This is a genomic window from Pseudomonas syringae, assembly GCF_001698815.1.
In the GTDB taxonomy this organism is placed as follows: Bacteria; Pseudomonadota; Gammaproteobacteria; order Pseudomonadales; family Pseudomonadaceae; genus Aquipseudomonas; species Aquipseudomonas syringae_A.
On record NZ_LGSI01000068.1, the window covers coordinates 234,924 to 255,847 of the forward strand.

19 protein-coding genes are annotated in these 20,924 nt (G+C 57.9%); 15 read left to right on the forward strand and 4 right to left on the reverse strand.

The annotated features are described in order from the left end of the window. Positions 1-81: 81 nt before the first annotated feature. From treS to nanR, 9 genes are all read left to right on the forward strand, one after another. Positions 82-2,145, forward strand: coding sequence for a maltose alpha-D-glucosyltransferase (gene treS, locus AFK24_RS24605; RefSeq protein ID WP_065835704.1), 2,064 nt, complete (start codon positions 82-84; stop codon positions 2,143-2,145). Between the two features lie 141 nt (positions 2,146-2,286). Then, on the forward strand, positions 2,287-3,552 hold the full coding sequence (locus AFK24_RS24610) for a sensor histidine kinase (RefSeq protein WP_065835985.1): 1,266 nt from the start codon (positions 2,287-2,289) through the stop codon (positions 3,550-3,552). Positions 3,553-4,065: 513 nt separating this feature from the next. Next, positions 4,066-5,415, forward strand: coding sequence for an MFS transporter (locus AFK24_RS24615; RefSeq protein WP_065835705.1), 1,350 nt, complete (start codon positions 4,066-4,068; stop codon positions 5,413-5,415). Between the two features lie 11 nt (positions 5,416-5,426). Then, on the forward strand, positions 5,427-7,193 hold the full coding sequence (locus AFK24_RS24620) for a dihydroxyacetone kinase family protein (RefSeq protein WP_065835706.1): 1,767 nt from the start codon (positions 5,427-5,429) through the stop codon (positions 7,191-7,193). After that, entirely contained in the window at positions 7,186-7,656 is a 471-nt protein-coding gene (locus tag AFK24_RS24625) for a ribose-5-phosphate isomerase (protein ID WP_065835707.1), read from the forward strand. Before AFK24_RS24620 ends, AFK24_RS24625 begins: the two co-directional genes overlap by 8 nt. Beyond that, entirely contained in the window at positions 7,653-8,465 is an 813-nt protein-coding gene (locus AFK24_RS24630; RefSeq protein WP_065835708.1) for a triose-phosphate isomerase family protein, read from the forward strand. The genes AFK24_RS24625 and AFK24_RS24630 overlap by 4 nt, the downstream gene beginning before the upstream one ends. Beyond that, on the forward strand, positions 8,450-9,256 hold the full coding sequence (locus AFK24_RS24635; RefSeq protein WP_065835709.1) for a sugar phosphate isomerase/epimerase family protein: 807 nt from the start codon (positions 8,450-8,452) through the stop codon (positions 9,254-9,256). The genes AFK24_RS24630 and AFK24_RS24635 overlap by 16 nt, the downstream gene beginning before the upstream one ends. A gap of 4 nt (positions 9,257-9,260) precedes the next feature. After that, on the forward strand, positions 9,261-10,136 hold the full coding sequence (locus AFK24_RS24640; protein WP_065835710.1) for a phosphogluconate dehydrogenase C-terminal domain-containing protein: 876 nt from the start codon (positions 9,261-9,263) through the stop codon (positions 10,134-10,136). 148 nt (positions 10,137-10,284) lie between these two features. Continuing rightward, entirely contained in the window at positions 10,285-10,977 is a 693-nt protein-coding gene (gene nanR / locus AFK24_RS24645) for a transcriptional regulator NanR (protein WP_065835711.1), read from the forward strand. Positions 10,978-11,047: 70 nt separating this feature from the next. On the opposite strand, the gene AFK24_RS24650 is transcribed toward nanR, so the two are convergent. Together AFK24_RS24650 and AFK24_RS24655 are read right to left on the reverse strand one after the other, a co-directional pair. Further along, complete coding sequence (locus tag AFK24_RS24650; RefSeq protein ID WP_065835712.1) at positions 11,048-11,548, reverse strand: GNAT family N-acetyltransferase; 501 nt, start codon at positions 11,546-11,548, stop codon at positions 11,048-11,050. 22 nt (positions 11,549-11,570) lie between these two features. Continuing rightward, positions 11,571-13,367: a methyl-accepting chemotaxis protein gene (locus AFK24_RS24655; RefSeq protein WP_065835713.1), complete on the reverse strand. Its 1,797-nt coding sequence runs from the start codon at positions 13,365-13,367 to the stop codon at positions 11,571-11,573. A 499-nt stretch (positions 13,368-13,866) separates the two neighbouring features. Between AFK24_RS24655 and AFK24_RS24660 the strand changes: the two genes are divergently transcribed. Genes AFK24_RS24660 through AFK24_RS24670 form a run of 3 tightly spaced genes read left to right on the forward strand, consistent with a single transcriptional unit; the run spans position 13,867 to position 16,779 of the window. Next, the gene (locus AFK24_RS24660; protein WP_065835714.1) at positions 13,867-14,430 is read left to right on the forward strand and encodes a TRAP transporter small permease; all 564 of its coding nucleotides are present in this window, start codon (positions 13,867-13,869) and stop codon (positions 14,428-14,430) included. After that, complete coding sequence (locus tag AFK24_RS24665) at positions 14,427-15,707, forward strand: TRAP transporter large permease subunit (protein WP_065835715.1); 1,281 nt, start codon at positions 14,427-14,429, stop codon at positions 15,705-15,707. Before AFK24_RS24660 ends, AFK24_RS24665 begins: the two co-directional genes overlap by 4 nt. 52 nt (positions 15,708-15,759) lie before the next feature. Then, the gene (locus tag AFK24_RS24670; RefSeq protein ID WP_065835716.1) at positions 15,760-16,779 is read left to right on the forward strand and encodes a TRAP transporter substrate-binding protein; all 1,020 of its coding nucleotides are present in this window, start codon (positions 15,760-15,762) and stop codon (positions 16,777-16,779) included. A 69-nt stretch (positions 16,780-16,848) separates the two neighbouring features. Here the strand turns inward: AFK24_RS24670 and AFK24_RS24675 are convergent, their stop codons facing one another. Both AFK24_RS24675 and AFK24_RS24680 read right to left on the reverse strand, forming a co-directional pair. Next, on the reverse strand, positions 16,849-17,625 hold the full coding sequence (locus AFK24_RS24675) for a slipin family protein (protein WP_065835717.1): 777 nt from the start codon (positions 17,623-17,625) through the stop codon (positions 16,849-16,851). A gap of 2 nt (positions 17,626-17,627) precedes the next feature. After that, positions 17,628-18,161, reverse strand: coding sequence for an NfeD family protein (locus tag AFK24_RS24680; RefSeq protein WP_065835718.1), 534 nt, complete (start codon positions 18,159-18,161; stop codon positions 17,628-17,630). 221 nt (positions 18,162-18,382) lie between these two features. Between AFK24_RS24680 and AFK24_RS24685 the strand changes: the two genes are divergently transcribed. From AFK24_RS24685 to AFK24_RS24695, 3 genes are all read left to right on the forward strand, one after another. After that, positions 18,383-19,105 carry a GntR family transcriptional regulator gene (locus AFK24_RS24685; RefSeq protein WP_065835719.1) on the forward strand — a complete coding sequence of 241 codons (723 nt, stop codon included), beginning with the start codon at positions 18,383-18,385 and terminating at the stop codon, positions 19,103-19,105. After that, positions 19,102-19,890 (forward strand): SDR family oxidoreductase, encoded by a 789-nt coding sequence (locus tag AFK24_RS24690; protein ID WP_065835720.1) that lies wholly within the window; start codon positions 19,102-19,104, stop codon positions 19,888-19,890. Before AFK24_RS24685 ends, AFK24_RS24690 begins: the two co-directional genes overlap by 4 nt. A gap of 70 nt (positions 19,891-19,960) precedes the next feature. Beyond that, positions 19,961-20,893 carry a 3-keto-5-aminohexanoate cleavage protein gene (locus tag AFK24_RS24695; protein ID WP_065835721.1) on the forward strand — a complete coding sequence of 311 codons (933 nt, stop codon included), beginning with the start codon at positions 19,961-19,963 and terminating at the stop codon, positions 20,891-20,893. Positions 20,894-20,924: the final 31 nt, after the last annotated feature.

Consider the following 20,924-nt stretch of genomic DNA (forward strand, 5'->3'; position numbering starts at 1 on the left):
TGAAGAGGCTCATAGCAATAGGTATTTGGAAGCAGAATCGCAGTTTCGGCGCGGTTCACTTGAAGCGGATGACTGGAATTTATGACCACACCGGACAAGCAATACGTGGATTGGCTGGTAGAGCAATCGATGCTGAACGCGGCAAAACAACGGGCCAAATTGTATTCGGGGCAGGGCAGGCTCTGGCAGCGCCCCTTCGCCGAGGCCCGGCCGCGCGACGCTTCAGCCATCGCCTCTGTATGGTTCACAGCCTATCCGGCATCCATTGTCACCCGCGAAGGTGGTTCCGTTCTGGAAGCCTTGGGTGATGAAACCCTCTGGCACGCGTTGTCCGAAATCGGCATTCAGGGCATCCATAACGGCCCGCTGAAAACCTCTGGCGGCCTGCAAGGGCGCCAGCGTACGCCCAGCATTGACGGTAACTTCGACCGCATCAGCTTCGGCATCGACCCGGACCTGGGCACCGAAGCGCAGTTGTTGAACCTCAGCCGTATTGCTGCCGCGCACAACGCGGTGATGATTGATGACGTAATTCCTTCGCACACCGGCAAGGGCGCGGATTTTCGCCTTGCGGAAATGGCCTATGAGGATTACCCCGGTCTTTACCATATGGTCGAGATTCGCGAGGAAGACTGGCACTTGCTGCCCGATATTCCAGCAGGTCGCGACGCGGTCAATCTGATGCCTGAAGTCGTCGATCAGCTGAAGGAAAAGCACTACATCGTCGGCCAGTTGCAGCGGGTGATCTTTTTCGAGCCCGGCGTCAAAGAGACCGACTGGAGTGCTACCAGCATCGTCCAAGGCGTGGATGGCAAGGCGCGACGCTGGGTGTATCTGCATTATTTCAAGGACGGCCAGCCTTCATTGAACTGGCTCGACCCAAGCTTTGCCGCACAGCAGATGATCATCGGTGATGCCCTGCATGCCATCGACGTCATGGGCGCGCGGGTATTGCGTCTGGACGCCAACGGCTTTCTGGGCGTGGAACGCAAGGCCGAGGGCAATGCCTGGTCGGAAAGCCATCCGCTGTCCATCACCGGCAATCAGTTGCTGGGCGGTGCGATTCGCAAGGCGGGCGGTTTCAGCTTCCAGGAGTTGAACCTGACGCTGGATGACATCGCCTCGATGTCCCACGGCGGCGCGGATCTGTCCTACGACTTCATCACGCGTCCGGCCTATCAGCACGCACTGCTGACCGGCACTACCGAGTTTCTGCGACTGATGCTGCGCCAGGTGCACGCATTTGGCATTGACCCGGCGTCGCTGATTCATGCGTTGCAAAACCATGACGAACTGACCCTGGAACTGGTGCATTTCTGGACGTTGCATGCCCATGACACCTATCACTACCAAGGCCAGACCTTCCCCGGCAACATCCTGCGTGAGCACATTCGCGAAGAGATGTACGAACGCCTGACTGGCGAGCACGCGCCTTACAACCTGAAGTTCGTCACCAATGGCGTGGCCTGCACCACGGCGAGCATCATTACCGCCGCCCTGGGCATTCGCGATCTGGAAACGATCACCGCCGCGGACATCCTGAAGATCCAGCACATTCACCTGCTGCTGGTGATGTTCAACGCCATGCAACCCGGTGTTTTTGCCTTGTCCGGCTGGGATCTGGTGGGTGCACTGACGCTGCCAGCCGAGCAGATTCAGCATCTGATGCAGGATGGCGATACGCGCTGGATCCATCGCGGTGCCTACGATCTGGTGGATCTGGACCCCGAAGCCGAGTTTTCCGCTGGCAATATGCCGCGTCCGAAGACGCTGTATGGCAGCCTTGTCGATCAGCTCCAGCGGCCGGACTCGTTCGCTTCACAGCTCAAGAAAATCCTCGCTGTGCGCCGCGCCTATGATATCGCCGCAAGCAAGCAGATCCTGATTCCGGATGTGCAGCATCCTGGCTTGCTGATCATGGTCCACGAACTGCCAGCCGGGAAAGGTACGCAAATTACCGCGCTGAACTTCAGTTCCGAGCCCATCGTAGAGACATTGCATCTGACTGACGTAGCGCCGGGCCCCGTGGTGGATATCATCAACGAGCGGGTCGAAGGCGACTTGACCGAGCAAGGCGAGTTCACCATCACGCTGGACGCTTATGAAGGTCTGGCATTGCGCGTGGTCAGTGCGCTGCCCATCTAAAGCGCATCAGCAACGCGGTTTCAGTGTTCACTGAGCCGCGTTTGCCCGCGACAACTCACGCGTTGACGAAAAAACGACATTCCCCCTCTGATAATGCGCGCCTGGCTTGTGTCCAAGCGGCATGCATTGATCGGAAATTTCATGGATATCAAACACAGTCTCAAACAGCGGATCGTGATCGTGTTCACGCTGATGAGCACACTGGTGGCTGTCGTCTTTGCCGCTGGCATTGTTGTAACCGTTCATTTTGTCGAGAAAAAACTCACCGTCTTGTCTATTGGAGGCGACCTGCATCGCCTGTTGGTCATGGAGGATGCCGCCAATTGGAGTCATCGTCCGGACAAGCTTTCGCGGTTCTACGTTGAAGGCGGGGCAGGTGATCTGGCCATGACCGATGACCTCAAACAGCTGACGCCAGGCTTTCACACCTTTGTGCGGGGGAATAAGTCCTATTACGCCATGGTGGACTCGGTCGACGGGCGAAGCTACGTTTTGCTGCGAGACCAACGCAGCAGCGTGAAGCGCGAACGAATCCTTTTCGGCGTGGTGTTCGTGGGCTTTGTGCTCAGCATTTTGTTGGCATTGCTGCTCGGGCGCCTGTTGGCACAACGAGTCATGGCACCGGTCGTCAAGCTGGCCAGCCAGGTGCGCCATCGGGATCAGATACTGGAGCTGGCGCCGTCCCTGGCACCTGAATATGCCAACGACGAGGTCGGCGAGCTGGCTGTTTCCTTTGATGAAACCCTGGGACGACTGCGCGCCGCACTGGGGCGCGAGAAACTGTTCACCAGCGATGTCAGCCATGAACTGCGCACGCCGTTGATGGTGCTGGCCAGCTCCTGCGAGTTGCTGCTGGAAAACCCGAATCTGGACCCGCGCTCACACGCCCAGGTGACCCGTATTGCTCGCGCCAGCGAAGGCATGCGGCAGCTCGTGGAAACCTTTCTGTTATTGGCGCGAATCGAGAGCGATCAAGCCGGACGCGGGCCACGCGCCACCGTTAAAGCGACGGCCGATGAGTTGGTGGACATGTGGCGCAAGCCTATTGAAGAAAAGGGAATTGTCCTGCGCTACGAGCCCGGCGAACCCTTGCCTGATCTGTACAACGCGACGTTGCTGCATTCGGTCATGAGCAATCTGCTGCGCAATGCCTGGCATTACACGGACGAGGGCTTCATTTGCCTGACGCTGGACCCACAGGGTTTCAGCGTTCAGGACAGTGGCATTGGCATTCCGGAAGAGAAACAGCAGGCCATGTTCCAGCCGTTCGTACGCGGTGATGAACAACGCGGAGAAGGCCTCGGGCTGGGACTTTCCCTGGTGCAACGCATTTGCGCTCATCAAGGCTGGAGCGTAACGCTGCACAGCCGGGCTCCCCACGGTTGCTGCTTCGACGTGCGGCTTTGAACTGTCACGCCACCGGCGGACCTGTGTAGGAGCGAACTTGTTCGCGAGGCGGTATCTGGTTTCCGCAGGGTCATCGTTTCTCCAACAAGTTGGCTCCTACAGCGGGTGGTGCGCCGTAGCGCCTCTGTAGGAGGGAATTCATTCCCGAATGGGTCAGACGCCGCATATGCATCGTCTAACCTAGCCCCTTCCCGGATAAATGCGGTCCCTGGGATCACTGCATTACCGAAAAATCACTTCTGGATGAAAGGTCAACAACCGCCACGAACGCTCAAGCACGCGGCTTGTAGCGTTGCGCCTATCGAACCATTCAAGATTGTCCAGTCGTCATACCATCATCCCAGTATACAAATGAAAAAACCCATGCTAAAAATTCAGCCAGGTCAGATCGCGTCATTGCGGAGCTGACCCAGGTTTGGAGGCTGCCTTATAGCGTCCATAATAAGAAATCATCTCATCACATAAGCCTTGAACCGCGCTTGCGACAGGCCGTAGATGAGCCGGAGAAATGACATGCCCACGGTCTCCGCATCTCCCAGTATCAAGAAATCAGCCATCCGCAAAATCTCACTGCGACTGGTTCCGTTTGTTGCTTTGATGTTCTTCATCAACTTCCTCGACCGCACCGCAATTTCCTTCGCCGGTCCCAACGGCATGACCCAGGATCTGGGGCTGACCATTGCCCAGTTCGGCCTGGCATCCGGGATCTTTTTCATCGGCTACATCCTGCTGGAAGTGCCGAGCAACCTGGCATTGCACAAGTTCGGCGCGCGCAAGTGGCTGGCCCGGATCATGGTGTCCTGGGGTGTTGTGTCGCTGTTGTTCACCTGGGTCAGCAGCCTGGAAGGGCTGTACACGCTGCGCTTCCTGCTGGGGATTGCCGAAGCCGGTTTCTTTCCGGGCGCGATCCTGTTTTTAAGTCTGTGGGTGCCTTCACGCTATCGCAGCAAGATTCTGGCGCTGTTCTATCTCGCCCAACCATTGACCGTGGTGATCGGCGCGCCGCTGGCGGCCTGGCTGATCGGTCACGACGGCTTGTTCGGCCTGGCGGGCTGGCGCGTGATGTTCCTTGGCGTATCGCTGCCGGCGATTCTGGTCGGGTTCATTGCCTGGTTCTATCTGGTTGATCGTCCTGCCGAGGCCAAGTGGTTGAATGCAGACGAGAAGAAATGGCTGGTGGCTGAGCTGGAAATCGAACAGCAGCAGACCCAGGCCAACTCCAGTCATCTCAGCGTCGGCCGCGCCATGCTCAATGGTCGGGTGTGGGTGCTGTGTTTCATCTACTTCGGTTTTATCTACGGTCTGTATGCACTCGCGTTTTTCCTGCCGACCATCATCGGCGGCTTCCAGGCTCAGTTCGGTACGACATTCACCGTACTGCAGAAAGGCCTGATCACCGCGATTCCCTATCTGCCGGCGGCCGTCGTCTTGTACCTCTGGTCCCGTGACGCAACACGACGCGGTTGCCGCACCTGGCATATCGCGCTGCCAGCATTGACCGGTGCCGTCAGCATTCCCTTGGCACTGGCGATGGGTTCGCCAACCGCCACGGTGGCCGTCGTGACCATCACGGCATGCTCGATTTTCGCCGCACTGCCTAACTTCTGGACGCTGCCTACACAGTTTCTGACCGGCGCATCGGCCGCGGCCGCAGTGGCGTTGATCAATACCGTGGGCAACGTTGCCGGGTTCTCGGCCGGCTTTATCACCGGAGCGCTCAAGGAATCGACCGGAAGTTACACCGTGCCGATGTTCGTGGTCGGCGGCTTGATGCTCATGTCTGCGGTGCTGATGGTTGCCCTGGGCAGCCAGCGTCGCTTATCGGTCGATGGGCTGACGCCTGCACGCCCAGCGCAGCAATAAGGAGACTCCCAATGACTCGTTTATTCAATCAGCCTTCTGCGTTTGCCGGCGAGCTTGTCGAAGGGTTTGTTGCCGCTCACGCGAGCATGGTGCGCCAGGTTCCTGGAGGCGTGGTGCGCAATACTCGCAGCACTGAAGGCTGCGTGGCCGTCGTCATTGGTGGCGGGTCAGGCCACTATCCGGCGTTCGCCGGGCTGGTCGGGCAAGGCCTGGCTCACGCTGCAGTGATGGGTAATCTGTTCGCATCCCCTTCGGCACAACAGATCTACGGCGTCGCCAAACTTGCTCAGCGTGGCGGGGGTGTTTTGCTCGGCTATGGCAACTATGCCGGAGATGTCCTGCACTTTGGCCTGGCCAAGGACCGGCTCAACGCCGAAGGCATTCCCTGCGAAGTCATCGCGGTCACCGACGATATTTCCAGCGCGGCAGTTTACGAGATTCACAAAAGACGCGGCATCGCCGGTGATCTGGTGGTCTTCAAGGCGGCCAGTGCGGCGGCGGAAGCTGGCTACGGGTTTACCGACGTTGTGCGCGTCGCTCGGCATGCCAACGAGAGAACCCGCTCGCTGGGCGTGGCCTTTTCCGGCTGCACCTTGCCAGGCGCGGAACATCCATTATTTGAAGTGCCCATCGGTAAGATGGCATTGGGCATGGGGATTCACGGTGAGCCGGGTATCGATGAGGGCCCGGTGCCAACAGCTGATGAACTGGCCGAATTGCTGGTCGGTTCGTTGCTCAAGGAATTGCCTGTCGGCATCACTCAACCTCAAGGCCAGCGAGTCGCAGTCATTCTCAATGGGTTGGGCAGCGTCAAGTACGAAGAACTGTTCGTGGTCTACCGGCGTGTGGCGCAATTGCTGGCCAACGTGGGGCTGACGGTGATCGAGCCAGAAGTGGGCGAACTGGTCACCAGTTTCGACATGGCCGGGGTCTCGCTGACCCTGTGCTGGCTCGACGAAGAGCTGGAACGCTTTTGGCGCGCCCCCACCTCAACACCGGCTTACCGCAAGGGCAGTCTGCAAATCGCCGAAGCATTGAATGAACTCGACCTGCAGCCCATCGAACAGCAAATCATTCCCCAGGCCAGTGCCAGGTCCAAGCGTTCTGCACGCTGCGTGGTGCAAGTACTGGAAATCGCCAGGCACACAGTCTTGACCCACGTCGATGAGTTAGGCCGCATCGATGCCGTCGCCGGTGATGGCGACCATGGCATCGGCATGCAGCGCGGCGTGAGTGCTGCGGTTGCCAAGGCCCACGAAGTCCTGGAACTGGGCGCCGGCGCCGGGACTGTCTTGCGTTTTGCCGCCGATGCCTGGGCGGACAAGGCGGGCGGGACGTCCGGGGCGATCTGGGGCGTTGCACTGACTGCATTGGGGAATTCCCTTGGCGACGTGCGCAGCCCGGATGCGTCATCGGTCGCCGAAGGAATCCGCAAGGCCAGCGAAGGCATCATGCACTTCGGCAAAGCCAGGGTTGGCGACAAGACCCTGGTCGACGTCCTCGTGCCGTTCTCCCAATCGCTGGTGGATTCTGCTGCGCAGGGTCTGGAACTGCCGGAAGCCTGGAGCATCGCTGCCGTAGTTGCCGAACAAGCCGCCGCCGCTACCGCGCAATTGCGTCCCAAGATCGGTCGCGCCCGCCCGTTGGCAGAAAAAAGCCTGGGCACTGTCGACGCCGGCGCGTTTTCCCTTTCCCTGATCATCAATGCGATCAAGCCGGCGATGCTGGCTGGCGCGCCTGCCGCTTCCAGCCGCATCAAGGAGACAGTCCATGAGTGACAAACTACGAATCGTGATCGGCTGTGACGACGCCGGCTTTGAGTACAAAGAAGCCCTCAAGCGTGATTTGCTCAACAATCCGCTGGTGGAATTGATCAAGGATGTGGGCGTCGACAGCCAAAGCCATACGTCCTATCCATTGGTAGCCATCGCCGCTGCAGAGATGGTCGCCGCCGGTGATGCGGACCGGGCGCTGTTGATCTGCGGCACGGGCCTTGGTGTTGCCATCGCAGCGAACAAGGTGCACGGAATCCGCGCGGTGACCGCCCACGACAGTTTTTCCGTCGAACGCGCCATCTTGAGTAATAACGCTCAGGTGCTGACCTTCGGCCAGCGCGTCATTGGCCTGGAACTCGCGCGCCGCTTGCTCAAAGAATGGCTGACCTACCGCTTCGACGAGGGCTCGGCCTCTGCGCAAAAAGTGCAGACGTTGAACGAATACGAGCGAGTCAGCGCCCGATGAACGCGCCCATCGTCACGCTGGGCGTCAGCCTGAAGATGTATTTCGGCTACCAGCAAACCCTGCAATGGAGCCGTTCCATCGCGGCGCTGCTGGAGCGCGAGCCGAGCATCCGCAATGGCGAGGTCCAGGTGTTTGTGATCCCCAGCTTTCCGATGCTGGCTCCAGCCCTGGAAATATTTGAAGGCCTGGCACTGGTCGGCGCCCAGAATCTGTTTTGGGCAGACGAGGGCGCCTATACCGGGGAAGTCAGCCCCAAAGTACTGAAGGAGATGGGCTGCAACGTGGTGGAAATCGGCCATGCCGAGCGCCGCCGTTACTTTGCCGAAACTGACCAGCAGATAGCCGACAAAACTGCAGCAGCCTGGCGCAATGGCTTGGCTCCGGTGTTGTGCATCGGCGAAGACCACCAAAGTCTGCCCGCCGAGGCCGCCAGACTGTGCGCGCAACAACTGACAGTGGCTTTGGACCGTGCTCATGGCGCGGGCCTGTCGGGTGATTTGATCGTTGCTTACGAACCCCAGTGGGCGATTGGTGCGGCGCAACCTGCATCGCCGCACTACATCAGCGCAGTGTGCGCGGCGCTGCGGCAGCACTGCATTGATACCGGCCTGCAAAATACCCGGGTGATTTATGGCGGCAGCGCGGGGCCTGGCCTGCTGACGCAGCTCGGTACTCACGTGGATGGCCTGTTCCTCGGCCGCTTTGCCCATGAACCCGATGCCTTCGCATCGATACTCGGTGAAGCGAGGTCGCTGGCGCAGTCCCGTCGGGTATTGATAGAGGAGGGCGCCCAATGGCAATCGGCCTGAGCACTTATTCGTTCTTTTGGCGCGCCAGCGAGCGGGTGCCGAATCCGCTCGATCTGCCGGCGATGCTGCAACAAACCGCAGCGCTGGGCGCGAGTGTTTTCCAGATCTGCGACTACAAGGGGCTGGAAGCTTTTTCGGTCACTCGACTTCGTGACCTGAAGCAGCAAGCCGACGCGCTTGGCCTGACCCTGGAGTTGGGCACACGCGGGCTGGAAACGGCACATCTGCGCAAATACCTTGAATACGCAGCCATTCTCGATGTTCGTCTGCTGCGCAGCATGTTCAACAGCAACACCAGCAAGCCGACGCCTGATCAGGCTTTTGCGCTGCTGGAGGCGATCATGCCGGCGTTTGTCGAGCAGGACGTCAAGCTCGCCCTGGAAACCTACGAACAGGTTCCGACCCGCACCATTCTCGATGCGATCGAACGCGTTGACAGCCCCTGGCTGGGTATTTGTCTTGACCCCGGCAACTGTGTTGCGGCGCTTGAGCATCCGACCCAGGTCATCGACATGACGGCCAATCGGGTGCTGAACCTGCACGTAAAGGATTTCAGCTTTTCCCGACGCGACGGTTGGGTCGGCTTCACCTTTGCCGGCTGCCCGATGGGCGAGGGGTTGCTGGACTACAACTACATGAAAGCCAAGGTCCGGCCGAACCAACGACATATCAATCAGATCATCGAGCACTGGCTTCCCTGGGAGCAGGATGCGGCGACTACATGCGCGCTCGAAGATCAATGGACTCGACACAACCTGAACTATCTAAATACAAAACAGAGTGAGGAGTGACCCCATGACATACGAACTCAAAAAAATTGCCATTGTTGGCGCTGGCGGCAAGATGGGCATGCGAATTTCCGCCAATCTGCAGACCAGTCATTACAGCGTGACCTACTGCGAAAACTCTCCCCGAGCGCAAGAACAAATCGCGGCGGCAGGACGCGAACTTTCCGTCACCAATGAAGTGGTGCCACAAGCCGACGTGGTGATACTTGCCGTTCCGGATATAGCCCTTGAGGCAGTCTCCGCGCAAATCGTGCCGCAGATGAAAAGCGGGGCAATTTTGCTGACCCTTGATCCAGCCGCTTCTTATGCTGGCTTGTTGGCCCAACGGGAAAACATCCATCAAGCCGTGGCGCATCCCTGCCATCCTTCGGTATTTCTGGAACGCACCACCAAAGAAGAACATGCCGATGCCTTCGGCGGCAATGCCGCCGTGCAGGATGTTTGTGCAGCATTTGAAAGCGGCAATGATAAACAGCGTTCGGAATTGGCCAATATCATCGCGGTCATGTACGGGCCGGTCGGTGTCGTGCATTGGGTGACGGTAAAACAACTGGCGTATCTTGAACCCACTCTGGTGGAGACAGTCGCCTGTATGGTCGGCACCTTCATGAAAGAAGCGCTGGATGAAACCATCAACCGTATCGGCGTGCCGGAAGCCGCTGCAAAAGCCATGCTTTACGGGCATATCCAGATTGCCTTGGCCGTCGCATTTCGCAGCACCAATCCGTTTTCCGACGCGTGCATGATTGCCATCGACTACGGCCGCGAAAAGATCATCAAACCCGACTGGAAAAGCATTTTTGATGAGGAAGAACTGGACCTTATCATCGCGCGCATGCTGAAAATCGATGCCGTGCGCAAGGTCAAAGCTGACGCGGCTTGATCCAGTTAGTCCGGTGCAACACCACCCTGCCCGATGACCGGTTGTAGGGGGCCGGGTGGTGATTGACTGCAATGCTGTGCTCAAGGCTGGCTTATAATGGTGGCCATCGTGTCTACCGTAATGCCTTTGCCTGGAGCTACTTTTCGCAATGCCCGAGATTAAAAAGCGCCTGATTCAACGCAAGAAGCTCTCCGATGTAGTCTTTGAGCAGCTGCTTAGCCTGATTGAGGAAGAAAATCTTCAGCCTGGCGATCAAATGCCCGCCGAGCGAGAACTCATGGAGACATTCGGGGTAGGGCGCCCGGTCGTTCGCGAAGCAATGCAGCGCCTGGCGGGCATGGGCATGATCACCATCCAGCATGGCGAGCGAGCTAAAGTCGGCCAGGTCGACATGCACTCGATGATCGGCCAGATTGACCTCGCGGCACGCCATTTATTGTCGAGTTCCGCCTCCAATGTCGACCATCTTCGTCAGGCACGGACTTTTTTTGAGACCGGCCTGGTCAAGATTGCCGCACAGAAAGCCTCGCCAGCGGATATTGCGCGCCTGGAAGCCATTGTCGCGAACATGCACAAATTCCAGGACAGCCCGGACTTCATTACCATCGACATGGAGTTCCACGGTGAAATCGCGCGTATTTCAGGCAATCCCATCTATTCGGCAATCTCTCGCGCCATTCTTGAATGGATGGCTGATTATCGCCAGGAAATGCTGAGGGCCAAGGCACGGGAACTGACCATCGCTGAACATGAGGAAATTCTCAAGTTCATCAAGCAAGGCGATGCCAGCGGTGCCGAACGGGCAATGCATGACCATTTGGTGACGCACGTCGGCGAGTGAGCCTATAACGTGACACACCTGCGGCAGGCGAGTGCAAGGCCAGGTTGGCTCTTACAAATATCGTACTTTTCTAGCTCGAAAGGACCAGCCGGTATTCGTCCTCCGGCTGGTCTTTGCCGGATGAAGGTTCAAGGGTAAATCCGCACCGAGTGAGCACCTTCCTGGAACCAACGTTACCTTCGTAGACCTTGGCAATGAGGTGCGTAAGCCTCCAGCGCGTTTGCGCCTCTTCGATCAGATGCTCCAGCGCCAGTGTCGCCAGCCCTTGTCCGCAAAGGCGCTGATCGATCCGATAGCCGACTTCTGCACAACCCGGTGGAACGTTGATGTTTTTCAGGTTTGCTCGACCAACGATTTGCGCCGCGCAATCTTCGATAACAAACGGGTGCCAGCTGCCGAGAGCAAAATCAGCCAAATAACCGGCAACATGATCGGTGACACCCTGCAATGAATAAAAAGCAGGGGCACGCGCATCGATATGAGATTCGAACCATTCCCGGTTACGGACTTCAAACTCCAGTAACGCGTCACTATCAGTACTTTCCAGCTTGCGAACTTTGAATGTATTCATTGCGCGCTGCTCCTTGCGCCTTTTATTCCGCCAACAATACCGCAGCATCAAAACCCATGCGCAGGTTGCCCCAATGGTGGCCATCGAAGAAGAACGGCACGTCGATCTCGGTCATGATTTCCCCGGTGTCGCGCAGGTAAGTCTGGAGCAGGAAGCGCTGTACATTCCCCGCTGCACGCAGGCCAACCGGGTCGCTGAACATCCGTTTGTTACGGCAGACGGGCAGGTCGACTGTGCGGTCGCCGGTTGGCGGTTTCGAAACCCAGCTATTGTTGACCGGGCAATAGCCCTTGTTGTCGACGATGAACGAAACCTTGCCACCTTTTGTGCCCTTGGTCAGCTTGTCGCACTCTTCCTGACACACCTGCGCGAAGCGTTCCGTGTAGCTGGTCATGTACTGCTTGGGATCCGTGTTGGGGATCAGTTTATAGCTCTGGTCGAACAGATTGAGTCCTTCGCGTTGCAGTACCGCCAGGCGCTGCTGAAGGATGTCGCGGCATTCGCTCGCCCGGGTAATCGCCGCATCCAGCGCGCCATGGCCCAGTACAAACTTGCCGAGCATCGTCTGCACCCGTTCGGCAACGCCTAACAGGTCGCGGGTCGCCGTGGCCGAAAGCACCATGCGTTGATCAATGGACTGGCTGTCGGCGTAGATCTGGGTGACGCGCTCGTTGATGCCGGTATTGCTCTCGGCGAACTGCTGAATGTGTTCCGCAATATCGGCAAGCTTGCCGTTGGTGGACTCGAAGTCGCCGATCATGGTCTCGAAATGGCCGGAGGCGCGCTCGACGACCTTGCGGGTTTCCCGTGCGCTATGGCTGATGTGGGCAGTTTGCTCATGAGTGGAACCGACTTCCAGCAGCATGGCGTCGATGTTATGCGAGATATCGTCGGTGGCCTTGCTGACGTTCTGCGCCAACGTGCGCACTTCATCAGCCACGACCGCGAAGCCGCGTCCGCTTTCACCTGCGCGTGCGGCTTCGATAGCAGCGTTGAGTGCCAACAGGTTGGTTTGCGAGGAAATCTTCTGGATCAGGCCAACGATGGATTTGATGCTCGACGAACGCTGGTTCAATGCCGAGACGAGGGTGCTGAATTCGTTGAGGTTGTTGGAGATTTCGCTGATGTTGCCGGTGACTTCCAGCAGCTCGGCATAGGAGTTGCGGGCCATGCTCAGGTTCTGGGCTGTGGTGCTGGAGATTCCTTGAGTCTGTTGCGAAACTTCATGGATATTGCCCACCGCCATGTTGCTTTGGTCCATCACTTCCTTGGCGAAGCGTGCCTGGTGGGTCGCACTGTCGCTGGAGTCGCTGATGTTTTTCAGTGAACGAGCCGACTCGACGGCAATTTGCACAGTCAAGGCCTGGATCGTACTGATGATTTCCCGTTGTTTGCCCAGAAAGCGATTGCAGGTGCTCGCCAGTCCGCGAATTTCGTCATGGGTCAGCAGCGGCAGATCTTTGGACAGGTCGCCGCTGCCGCTGGCAATTTCTTCTAGGACCTTGGTCATATGGGTGACCGGACGCACGATCAGGTGGCGAAAATACCAGACCAGGAAGCTGACCATGCACAGCGTGAAAAACGCGCTGAATAGAATCGCGTTGTTGAGTGAGTTCAGGCTGCCTTCAATCTGGCCCAGCACGGTCGCATCCAGCTGCGAGTTGCGCAGCTGCTGCACGATATCGGCACGAATGCTCAAGGCTACCCAGTACAGCAGGGCGCTGACGGCGACAAGCAGGAAAAGACTTGAGAGCTTTTTGGTGAGTGAATCGAAAAATTGCATTTCGATTGACTCATACAAAGCCTTGAACATCCGCATGCCGCTGCTCCTTCGCAAGGTTATAAAAACCATTCTTCAATGGGTAGTCGTCGACCGCAAAGGGGAAAGCTTTAATTAAAGCGGCTAGTGCAGGCTGATCCTGGACACGATTACCGACCACTGCGACACAAAATTGAAGCAAATCCGCTTGAAAAGTGATCGTTAATCGCACGCTTTATTACCTCTCGGCATCAAATACCTATTTGGATGTTGACCGAATTAACCAGTTAGTACATTTTTAACCTCAAACCTTGGTCGTCATCGCCAGGAAAACAATAAAAATAGACAGAGGCCCTCCCATGCAGCAGGTATTGCTCGCTTCTCATTTTCTCCATCTGCTCCGCGTTCTACCACGCAGCCCGTTTCGCGAGGCCGTCGTTTGCCCGCAGCTTTGTTTTAACGCAGCCATAAGGGCACAGGCATCCACGGGAGTCAGACCTGTTTTGCCTTTGCGGCGTCGCGTTAAACGTTTCGGTTCCGGGGTATTTCGAGGTAGACAATGACAAGAATCGTTGCTCTGTATTTCAAACTTCTGAAGTTGCTGATTGTGCTGTGCATGATCGCGATGATCGTGCTGGTCTTCGGCAACGTGATACTGCGTTATGCGTTCAACTCAGGGATCAGCGTTTCTGAAGAGCTGTCGCGCTGGTTTTTTGTCTGGATGATTTTTCTCGGCTCGCTGGTCGCGCTGAAAGATCGCGCGCATATGGGCCTGGACAGTCTGGTCAGGCGTTTGCCCCCTGGCGGCAAGCGCATTTGCCTGGTGATCGGTCATGTCTTGATGCTTTATATCTGCTGGCTGGTGTTCATTGGCAGTTGGCAGCAGGCAGTCATCAACCTGGAGGTCGTCGCGCCCGCGTCAGGGTTGTCCATGGCGCTGTTCTATGCCGCGGGCCTGGTGTTTGGCGCCAGCGCCGGCGCAATTCTCTTGTATGAGTTGTACCTGGTGGTCAGCGACAAGCTGGGCGATGACGAGTTGGTGATGGTCAGGGACAGTGACGCAGCGCAGGAGATCGACGCTCTCCAGAAGCAGCAGTCCACCACCAAGAGAACTCACCCATGACTCTGGCCATTTTCCTTGGTTCGCTGGTCGGCACCATGGCCCTGGGTATCCCGATCGCCTTTGCCTTGTTGCTGGTCAGTGTCGCCCTGATGCTGCAACTGGATCTGTTCGATGCTCAGATCATCGCGCAGAACCTGCTCAACGGCGCGGACAGTTTCCCGTTGATGGCGGTGCCGTTCTTCATGCTGGCTGGCGAGATCATGAATGCCGGCGGCTTGTCCAAACGCATTGTCAACATCGCCATGGCGTTAGTCGGCCACAAGCGCGGCGGCCTGGGCTATGTGGCAATCATTGCCTCGTGCCTGCTGGCGTCCTTGTCAGGCTCGGCGGTGGCCGATGCGGCCGCGCTGGCCGCGTTGCTGGTGCCGATGATGGTGCAGGCCGGGCATAACCGCGCGCATTCAGCAGGCCTCATCGCTGCGGGCGGGATCATCGCGCCGGTGATTCCGCCGAGCATCGGGTTCATCGTCTTCGGCGTCGCTTCCGGCGTATCGATCAGCAAGCTGTTTCTCGCCGGAATCGTGCCGGGACTCATGCTCGGCGTCGCGCTCGCCGTCGCCTGGTGGTTTGTTTCCCGCCGCGAGAACATTGCACCACCTGCCAAACAGAGCCTGGCGCAGATCATGCGGGCCTTGGTCGAAGGCAGCTGGGCGCTGGGCTTGCCGCTGATCATCGTTTTTGGCCTGAAGTTCGGCATCTTTACCCCCACCGAGGCGGCCGTGGTTGCGGCGGTTTATGCGCTGTTCGTGTCGCTGGTGATCTACCGCGAGCTGAAGATCAACCAACTGTATGAGCTGATTCTGGCTTCGGCAAAGACCACATCGGTGGTCATGTTTCTGGTGGCGGCGGCCATGGTGTCGTCGTGGCTGGTGACCATCGCCGAGTTGCCTGAACAACTGGCGGGGGTACTCGAACCCTTCATGGATAACCCGACCATGTTGTTGATGGTCATCATGCTGCTGGTGATTCTGGTCGGCACGGCGATGGACATGACCCCGACCATCCTGCTGCTGACTCCGGTGTTGATGCCGGCCGTCGTCATGGCAGGCATTGATCCGGTCTACTTCGGCGTACTGTTTTTAATCAACTGCGCCATTGGCTTGATCACGCCCCCCGTCGGTACGGTGCTCAATGTCGTGTGTGGTGTCTCGAAGATAGGTATGGACGAGATCATCCGGGGTGTCTGGCCGTTCATGCTGGCCCAGTTCGTTGTGCTGTTTCTGCTTGTGCTGTTTCCTTCGCTGGTTCTCGTGCCGTTGAAGTTTTTCACCGGGTGATGCCGGTGAGCATCCCAGTAACCCGACTTCTAAAAACAATATGGAGAGTGATATGCAAAAAATCATCAAATCCCTGCTGGCGGGAGCCTGTGCAACGAGTCTGTTGCTGGGCAGCATGACCAGCAACGCTGCGGAAATTCGAGAGCGAACCCTGCGCTTTGCGTTCCAGAACGTCAAAGAACACCCGCAAGGGCAGGGCGCGCAGAAGTTTGCCGACCTGCTGACCGAGAGCAGCGGCGGCAAGATCAAAGTGCGTCTTTTTCCGGGTGGCACCCTGGGCGGCGATGTGCAAACCGTGTCCGCATTGCAGGGCGGTACGCTGGACCTGACCGTGCTTAACTCCGGCATCCTGGCTGCCCAGGCCAAGGACTTTGCGATGCTGGACTTCCCATTCCTGTTCAACAATGTCGAAGAAGCTCACGCGGTGATCGATGGCCCGGTAGGTCAGAAGCTGGCCGCGCAACTGGACAGCAAAGGGCTGATCAGCCTGGGTTACTGGGACCTTGGTTTTCGTAACATCACCAACAGCAAGCATCCGATTAACAAGCTCGAAGACATGCAAGGCCTGAAAATCCGGGTAATTCAATCGCCGATCTATCTGGAAACGTTCTCCGCGCTGGGCGCCAACCCTGTCCCAATGGCGTTCCCGGAGGTGTATACCGGCCTGGAGCAGCACACCATTGATGGCCAGGAAAATCCGTTTACGGTGATCGAAGGCAGCAAGTTCTACGAAGTGCAAAAGTATCTGTCGGTGACTGGCCACATCTTCAATCCTCAGTCTTTCATCATCGGCAAGAAAACCTGGGATCGTCTTAATGATGATGAAAAGGCGCTGATAAAAGATGCAGCGGCAAAAGCTCAGGAATACCAGCGCGAGGTCACTGCGACGAGTATGGGCAACGCGCGAGGCAATCTCGAAAAACACGTCGCGGTGAACGACATTACACCCGAAGAGAAAGACCGTTTTCGTGAGCGTGTGCAGCCGGTTATCGAGAAGTTCTCCAAAGAGCTGGATAGCAGTCTGGTGAAAATGATGTACGACCAAATCGCCAAGGTTCGCGCTGGACAGTAAGGGTCTTGGGTGGGTTATAAGCTTGCTGCGCAGCTTATAACCCACGGTTGTCTGACGAGGTTTCCAGCATCAGGATTTACCGTGGCCAAACTCTCCGGATGAGAGGTCTGCCATGCCCTTGAGCAATTCAATAGGCAACGGAAAGACGATGGTCGAACTCTTGTCCCCGGCAATGGAACTGAGGGTTTGCATATAGCGCAGTTGCATGGCGCCAGGTTGTCGGCCAAGCATTTCGGCAGCTTGCATGAGTTTTTCCGACGCCTGCAATTCGCCTTCAGCGTGAATGACCTTGGCCCGGCGCTCCCGTTCGGCTTCGGCCTGTCTGGCGATGGCGCGGATCATCGATTCGTTGAGATCGACGTGTTTGATCTCAACGTTCGCGACCTTGATACCCCACGCATCAGTCTGGGCATCAAGGACTTGCTGAATGTCGAAGTTCAGGCGTTCCCGTTCAGCCAGCAATTCATCGAGTTCATGCTTACCCAGCACCGCCCGCAGAGTGGTCTGAGCCAGTTGACTGGTGGCCATGAGAAAATCTTCGACCTGAATGATGGCTTTCTGGGGATCCAGAACGCGAAAGTACAGCACGGCATTGACCTTGACTGAAACGTTGTCCCGGGTGATGACGTCTTGCGTAGGGATATCCAGCACCACCGTGCGCAGATCGACCCTGACCATCTGCTGGACCACCGGAATGAGCAGGATCAGACCGGGGCCTTTGACCTGCCAGAAGCGTCCGAGCTGGAATACCACGCCACGCTCGTATTCGCGCAGGATGCGAAAGGCACCTGCGGCCAACACAATCGCCAGCAGGAGCAGCGCGACAAAACCCAATTGCAGGCCCATGATCAATCTCCATCCAGTGCCATTTCAGCAGCGGTCACTTCCAGCAATAGTCCCTTGCGCGCCGTCACTTTGACCCGCTGCCCCGTTTGTAGCGGCGTAGCGCTGAGCACCTGCCAATGCTCACCTTGCAGGAGCACCCAGCCGCTGTAGACATCGCCCGTTTGCAATCGGGTGATCGGGGTTACGCTGCCCAGCAGTCCGGCATCCCCGCTGACGGTGTGGCGCGGTCGGGTCTTCAACGCACGGATCAGCAGGAATGCCAGCAACAGTGCGCTGATCAGCCCCAGCCCGACTATCAAGGGCGCGGGAACCTCGGTGTTGTTCAGAATGATTGCGCCAACGACAAACATCACGATCCCGCCCAGCCCGATCACGCCGTAGTTGGGTACGGCCGCTTCGGCGATCAGAAACGCAACGCCAAAGGTGATCAGCCAGATCCCGACAGGGTTGGGGGCTATCAGCACGACGGCGTCGGCTGCAAACAGCGATGTGCTTATGGCCAGCAGCATCGCAACAAGAAAACAGCGGGTGTTCACTTGACCCTCCGGGAGAGTCATTTTTTGGCTCTGTTTAAAGTCTAGTTGAATCTCGCCAGAGTGGATTTGCGAGTGCGCATCTGCGCGTAGTCACGCACCGACCAAGGGATCAGCCGTTTCTGGCGGGCAATTGCCGGCAACCAGAGCGCTAAAAACAATTTGACATATGTTATTTGTGATCACATATTGAGTGCACAAGAACCTTAAATGTGAGCATTCTCATGACCGATCGACCGATCCTCCTGCCCGCCATGCGCCAGGTTTCTCGCGATACCCTGCAGGATCAGGTTTACCGGCAGATCCGCGAAGCGCTTATGAGCGGCCGCTTTCAGCCGGGCCAGAAGCTGACCATTCGCGGCCTCGCCGAAGCGCTGGGTTCCAGCCCGATGCCGGTACGTGAAGCACTCAATCGCCTCAGTGCAGAGAACGCCTTCGAAGTCACCGAAACCTCCCGCCTGCGTGTTCGCATGATGACCCCCGAGCGGCTGCGAGAAATCCGCGATGCGCGGGTCGCTCTCGAAGGCTTGCTGGCCGAGAAGGCGGTGCTTCTGATCAAGGATGTCGACCTCAAGGAAATCATCCAGTTGTGCAACCAGATGCAGGACGCCGCCGACAGCGTCGACGTGGCCCGTTATCTGTGGACCAACTTTGCCTTCCACCGACGCATCTACGCCGTTGCCGACGCTGAGCTGACCATCGCCGCCGTGGAGAATTTCTGGCTGCACATTGGCCCGTGTTTTGCGCTGGTGGCACCGGATAAAGCGCACCTTCAACGCTCGATGGAGGCGCACAACCGCATCGTCGCTGCTCTGGTCGCGCGGGATGGGCCGGCGGCTCGGGCAGCAGTGACCGACGACATCATGCAGGCCGCCGACTCCCTGGTGCGCCTGATCGTCAAGAGCGACCGTTCAAGGTCGCCTGTCTCAGGAGTTAAAAAAGCATGAGCGTTCTCAATCGACTGATTCCCTACACCGGCCTGCGCGTACTGATTTCCGGCGGCGCAGCCGGGATTGGCGAAGTCCTGGCGGCGGCCTACATGGAAGCAGGCGCCAAGGTGCATGTGTGTGATGTCAGCGAAGCGGCCATTGCCGCGTTCCGGGACCGTTACCCGAACAGCGTTGCCACCCGCGCCGACGTTGCAGACCCGGCGCAGATCGAAGCGGTGTTCAAGGTTCAACGCGAACAGTTCGGCGGCCTGGATGTGCTGATCAACAACGCCGGGATCGCAGGTCCGACTGCTGGCATCGATGCGATCACCGATAAAGAATGGCAGAGCACCATCGACATCAACCTTACGGCTCAGTATCGCTTTGCTCACCACGCGGTGCCGCTGCTCAAGGCGTCCCCCAACGCGCATCTGATTCACATCGCGTCGGTGGCCGGCCGCTTGGGTTACGCCTGGCGTACTCCTTACGCCGCGACCAAATGGGCCATCGTTGGCCTGATGAAATCCCTGGCGTCCGAGCTGGGTGAAAGCGACATCCGCGTCAACGCCTTGCTGCCCGGTATCGTCGAAGGGCCGCGCATGGACGGCGTGATTCGCGCCCGCGCTGAGCAGATGAACGTTCCCGAGGCCGAGATGCGTGAGGAATACCTGAAAAAGATCTCGCTCAAACGCATGGTCACCGCCGAGGACGTTGCCGCCATGGCGCTGTTTTTGTGCTCACCCGCAGCACGCAACGTGACCGGCCAGGCTATCAGCGTGGATGGCAACGTCGAGTACCTCTAAGCGTCTCGACCCTATTGCAACAACGGCAGCTCAACACCTTTCTCGCCAAGAACAAGAATGGAGAAGACTCATGTCCAAAAAACGCCCGATCATCATCACTTGCGCAGTCACCGGCGCTATTCATACGCCTTCGATGTCGCCACATTTGCCGATCACACCACAGGAAATTGCCGACGCAGCCATCGGTGCCGCCGAGGCCGGTGCATCGATTGTTCACCTGCATGCTCGCGATCCTGTTGATGGGCGGCCTAGTCAGGATGTTGATCTGTTCCGTCAGTTCTTGCCGCAAATAAAGGCCAAGAGTGATGTGGTGATCAACATCACCACCGGCGGTGCGCCGACCATGGGCGTGGAAGAACGCTTGCAGCCTGTGGCGCAACTCAAGCCGGAGTTGGCGTCGCTGAATATGGGGTCGATGAACTTCGGGCTGTACGAAATGCTTGATCGGTTTACCGAGTTCAAACACGACTGGGAACGACCGTACCTCGCCGAGAGTGACGACCGGATCTTCCGCAATACCTTCCGCGATATCGCCCACATCCTCAACGCCTGTGCCGAGAATCGCACCCGCTTTGAAATCGAATGCTACGACATCGGCCACCTGTACACCGCCGCGCACTTCCTGCAGCGCGGGTTGCTCAAGGCGCCGATTTTCATTCAGTCGGTGTTCGGTCTGCGGGGCGGCATCGGCGGACATCCTGAGGACCTGGCGCACATGCGTCGTACGGCTGATCGCCTGTTCGGCGACGCTTATCAATGGTCGATTCTCGGTGCCGGTCGCAATCAGATTCCGCTGGGCACCATGGGCCTGTCGATGGGCAGCCATGTGCGCGTCGGTCTTGAGGATTCGCTATGGGACGGACCGGGCAAGCTGGCAGCGTCCAACGCCGATCAGGTCCAGCGGATTCGCACGGTCATCGAAGCTCTGGGTGCGCGCGTGGCGACCCCGGATGAGGCTCGGGAAATGCTCGACCTCAAGGGCAAGGACAAGGTCGACTTTTAGTAGCGCTTCCGTAAGGGCGCTGACCAGTTGG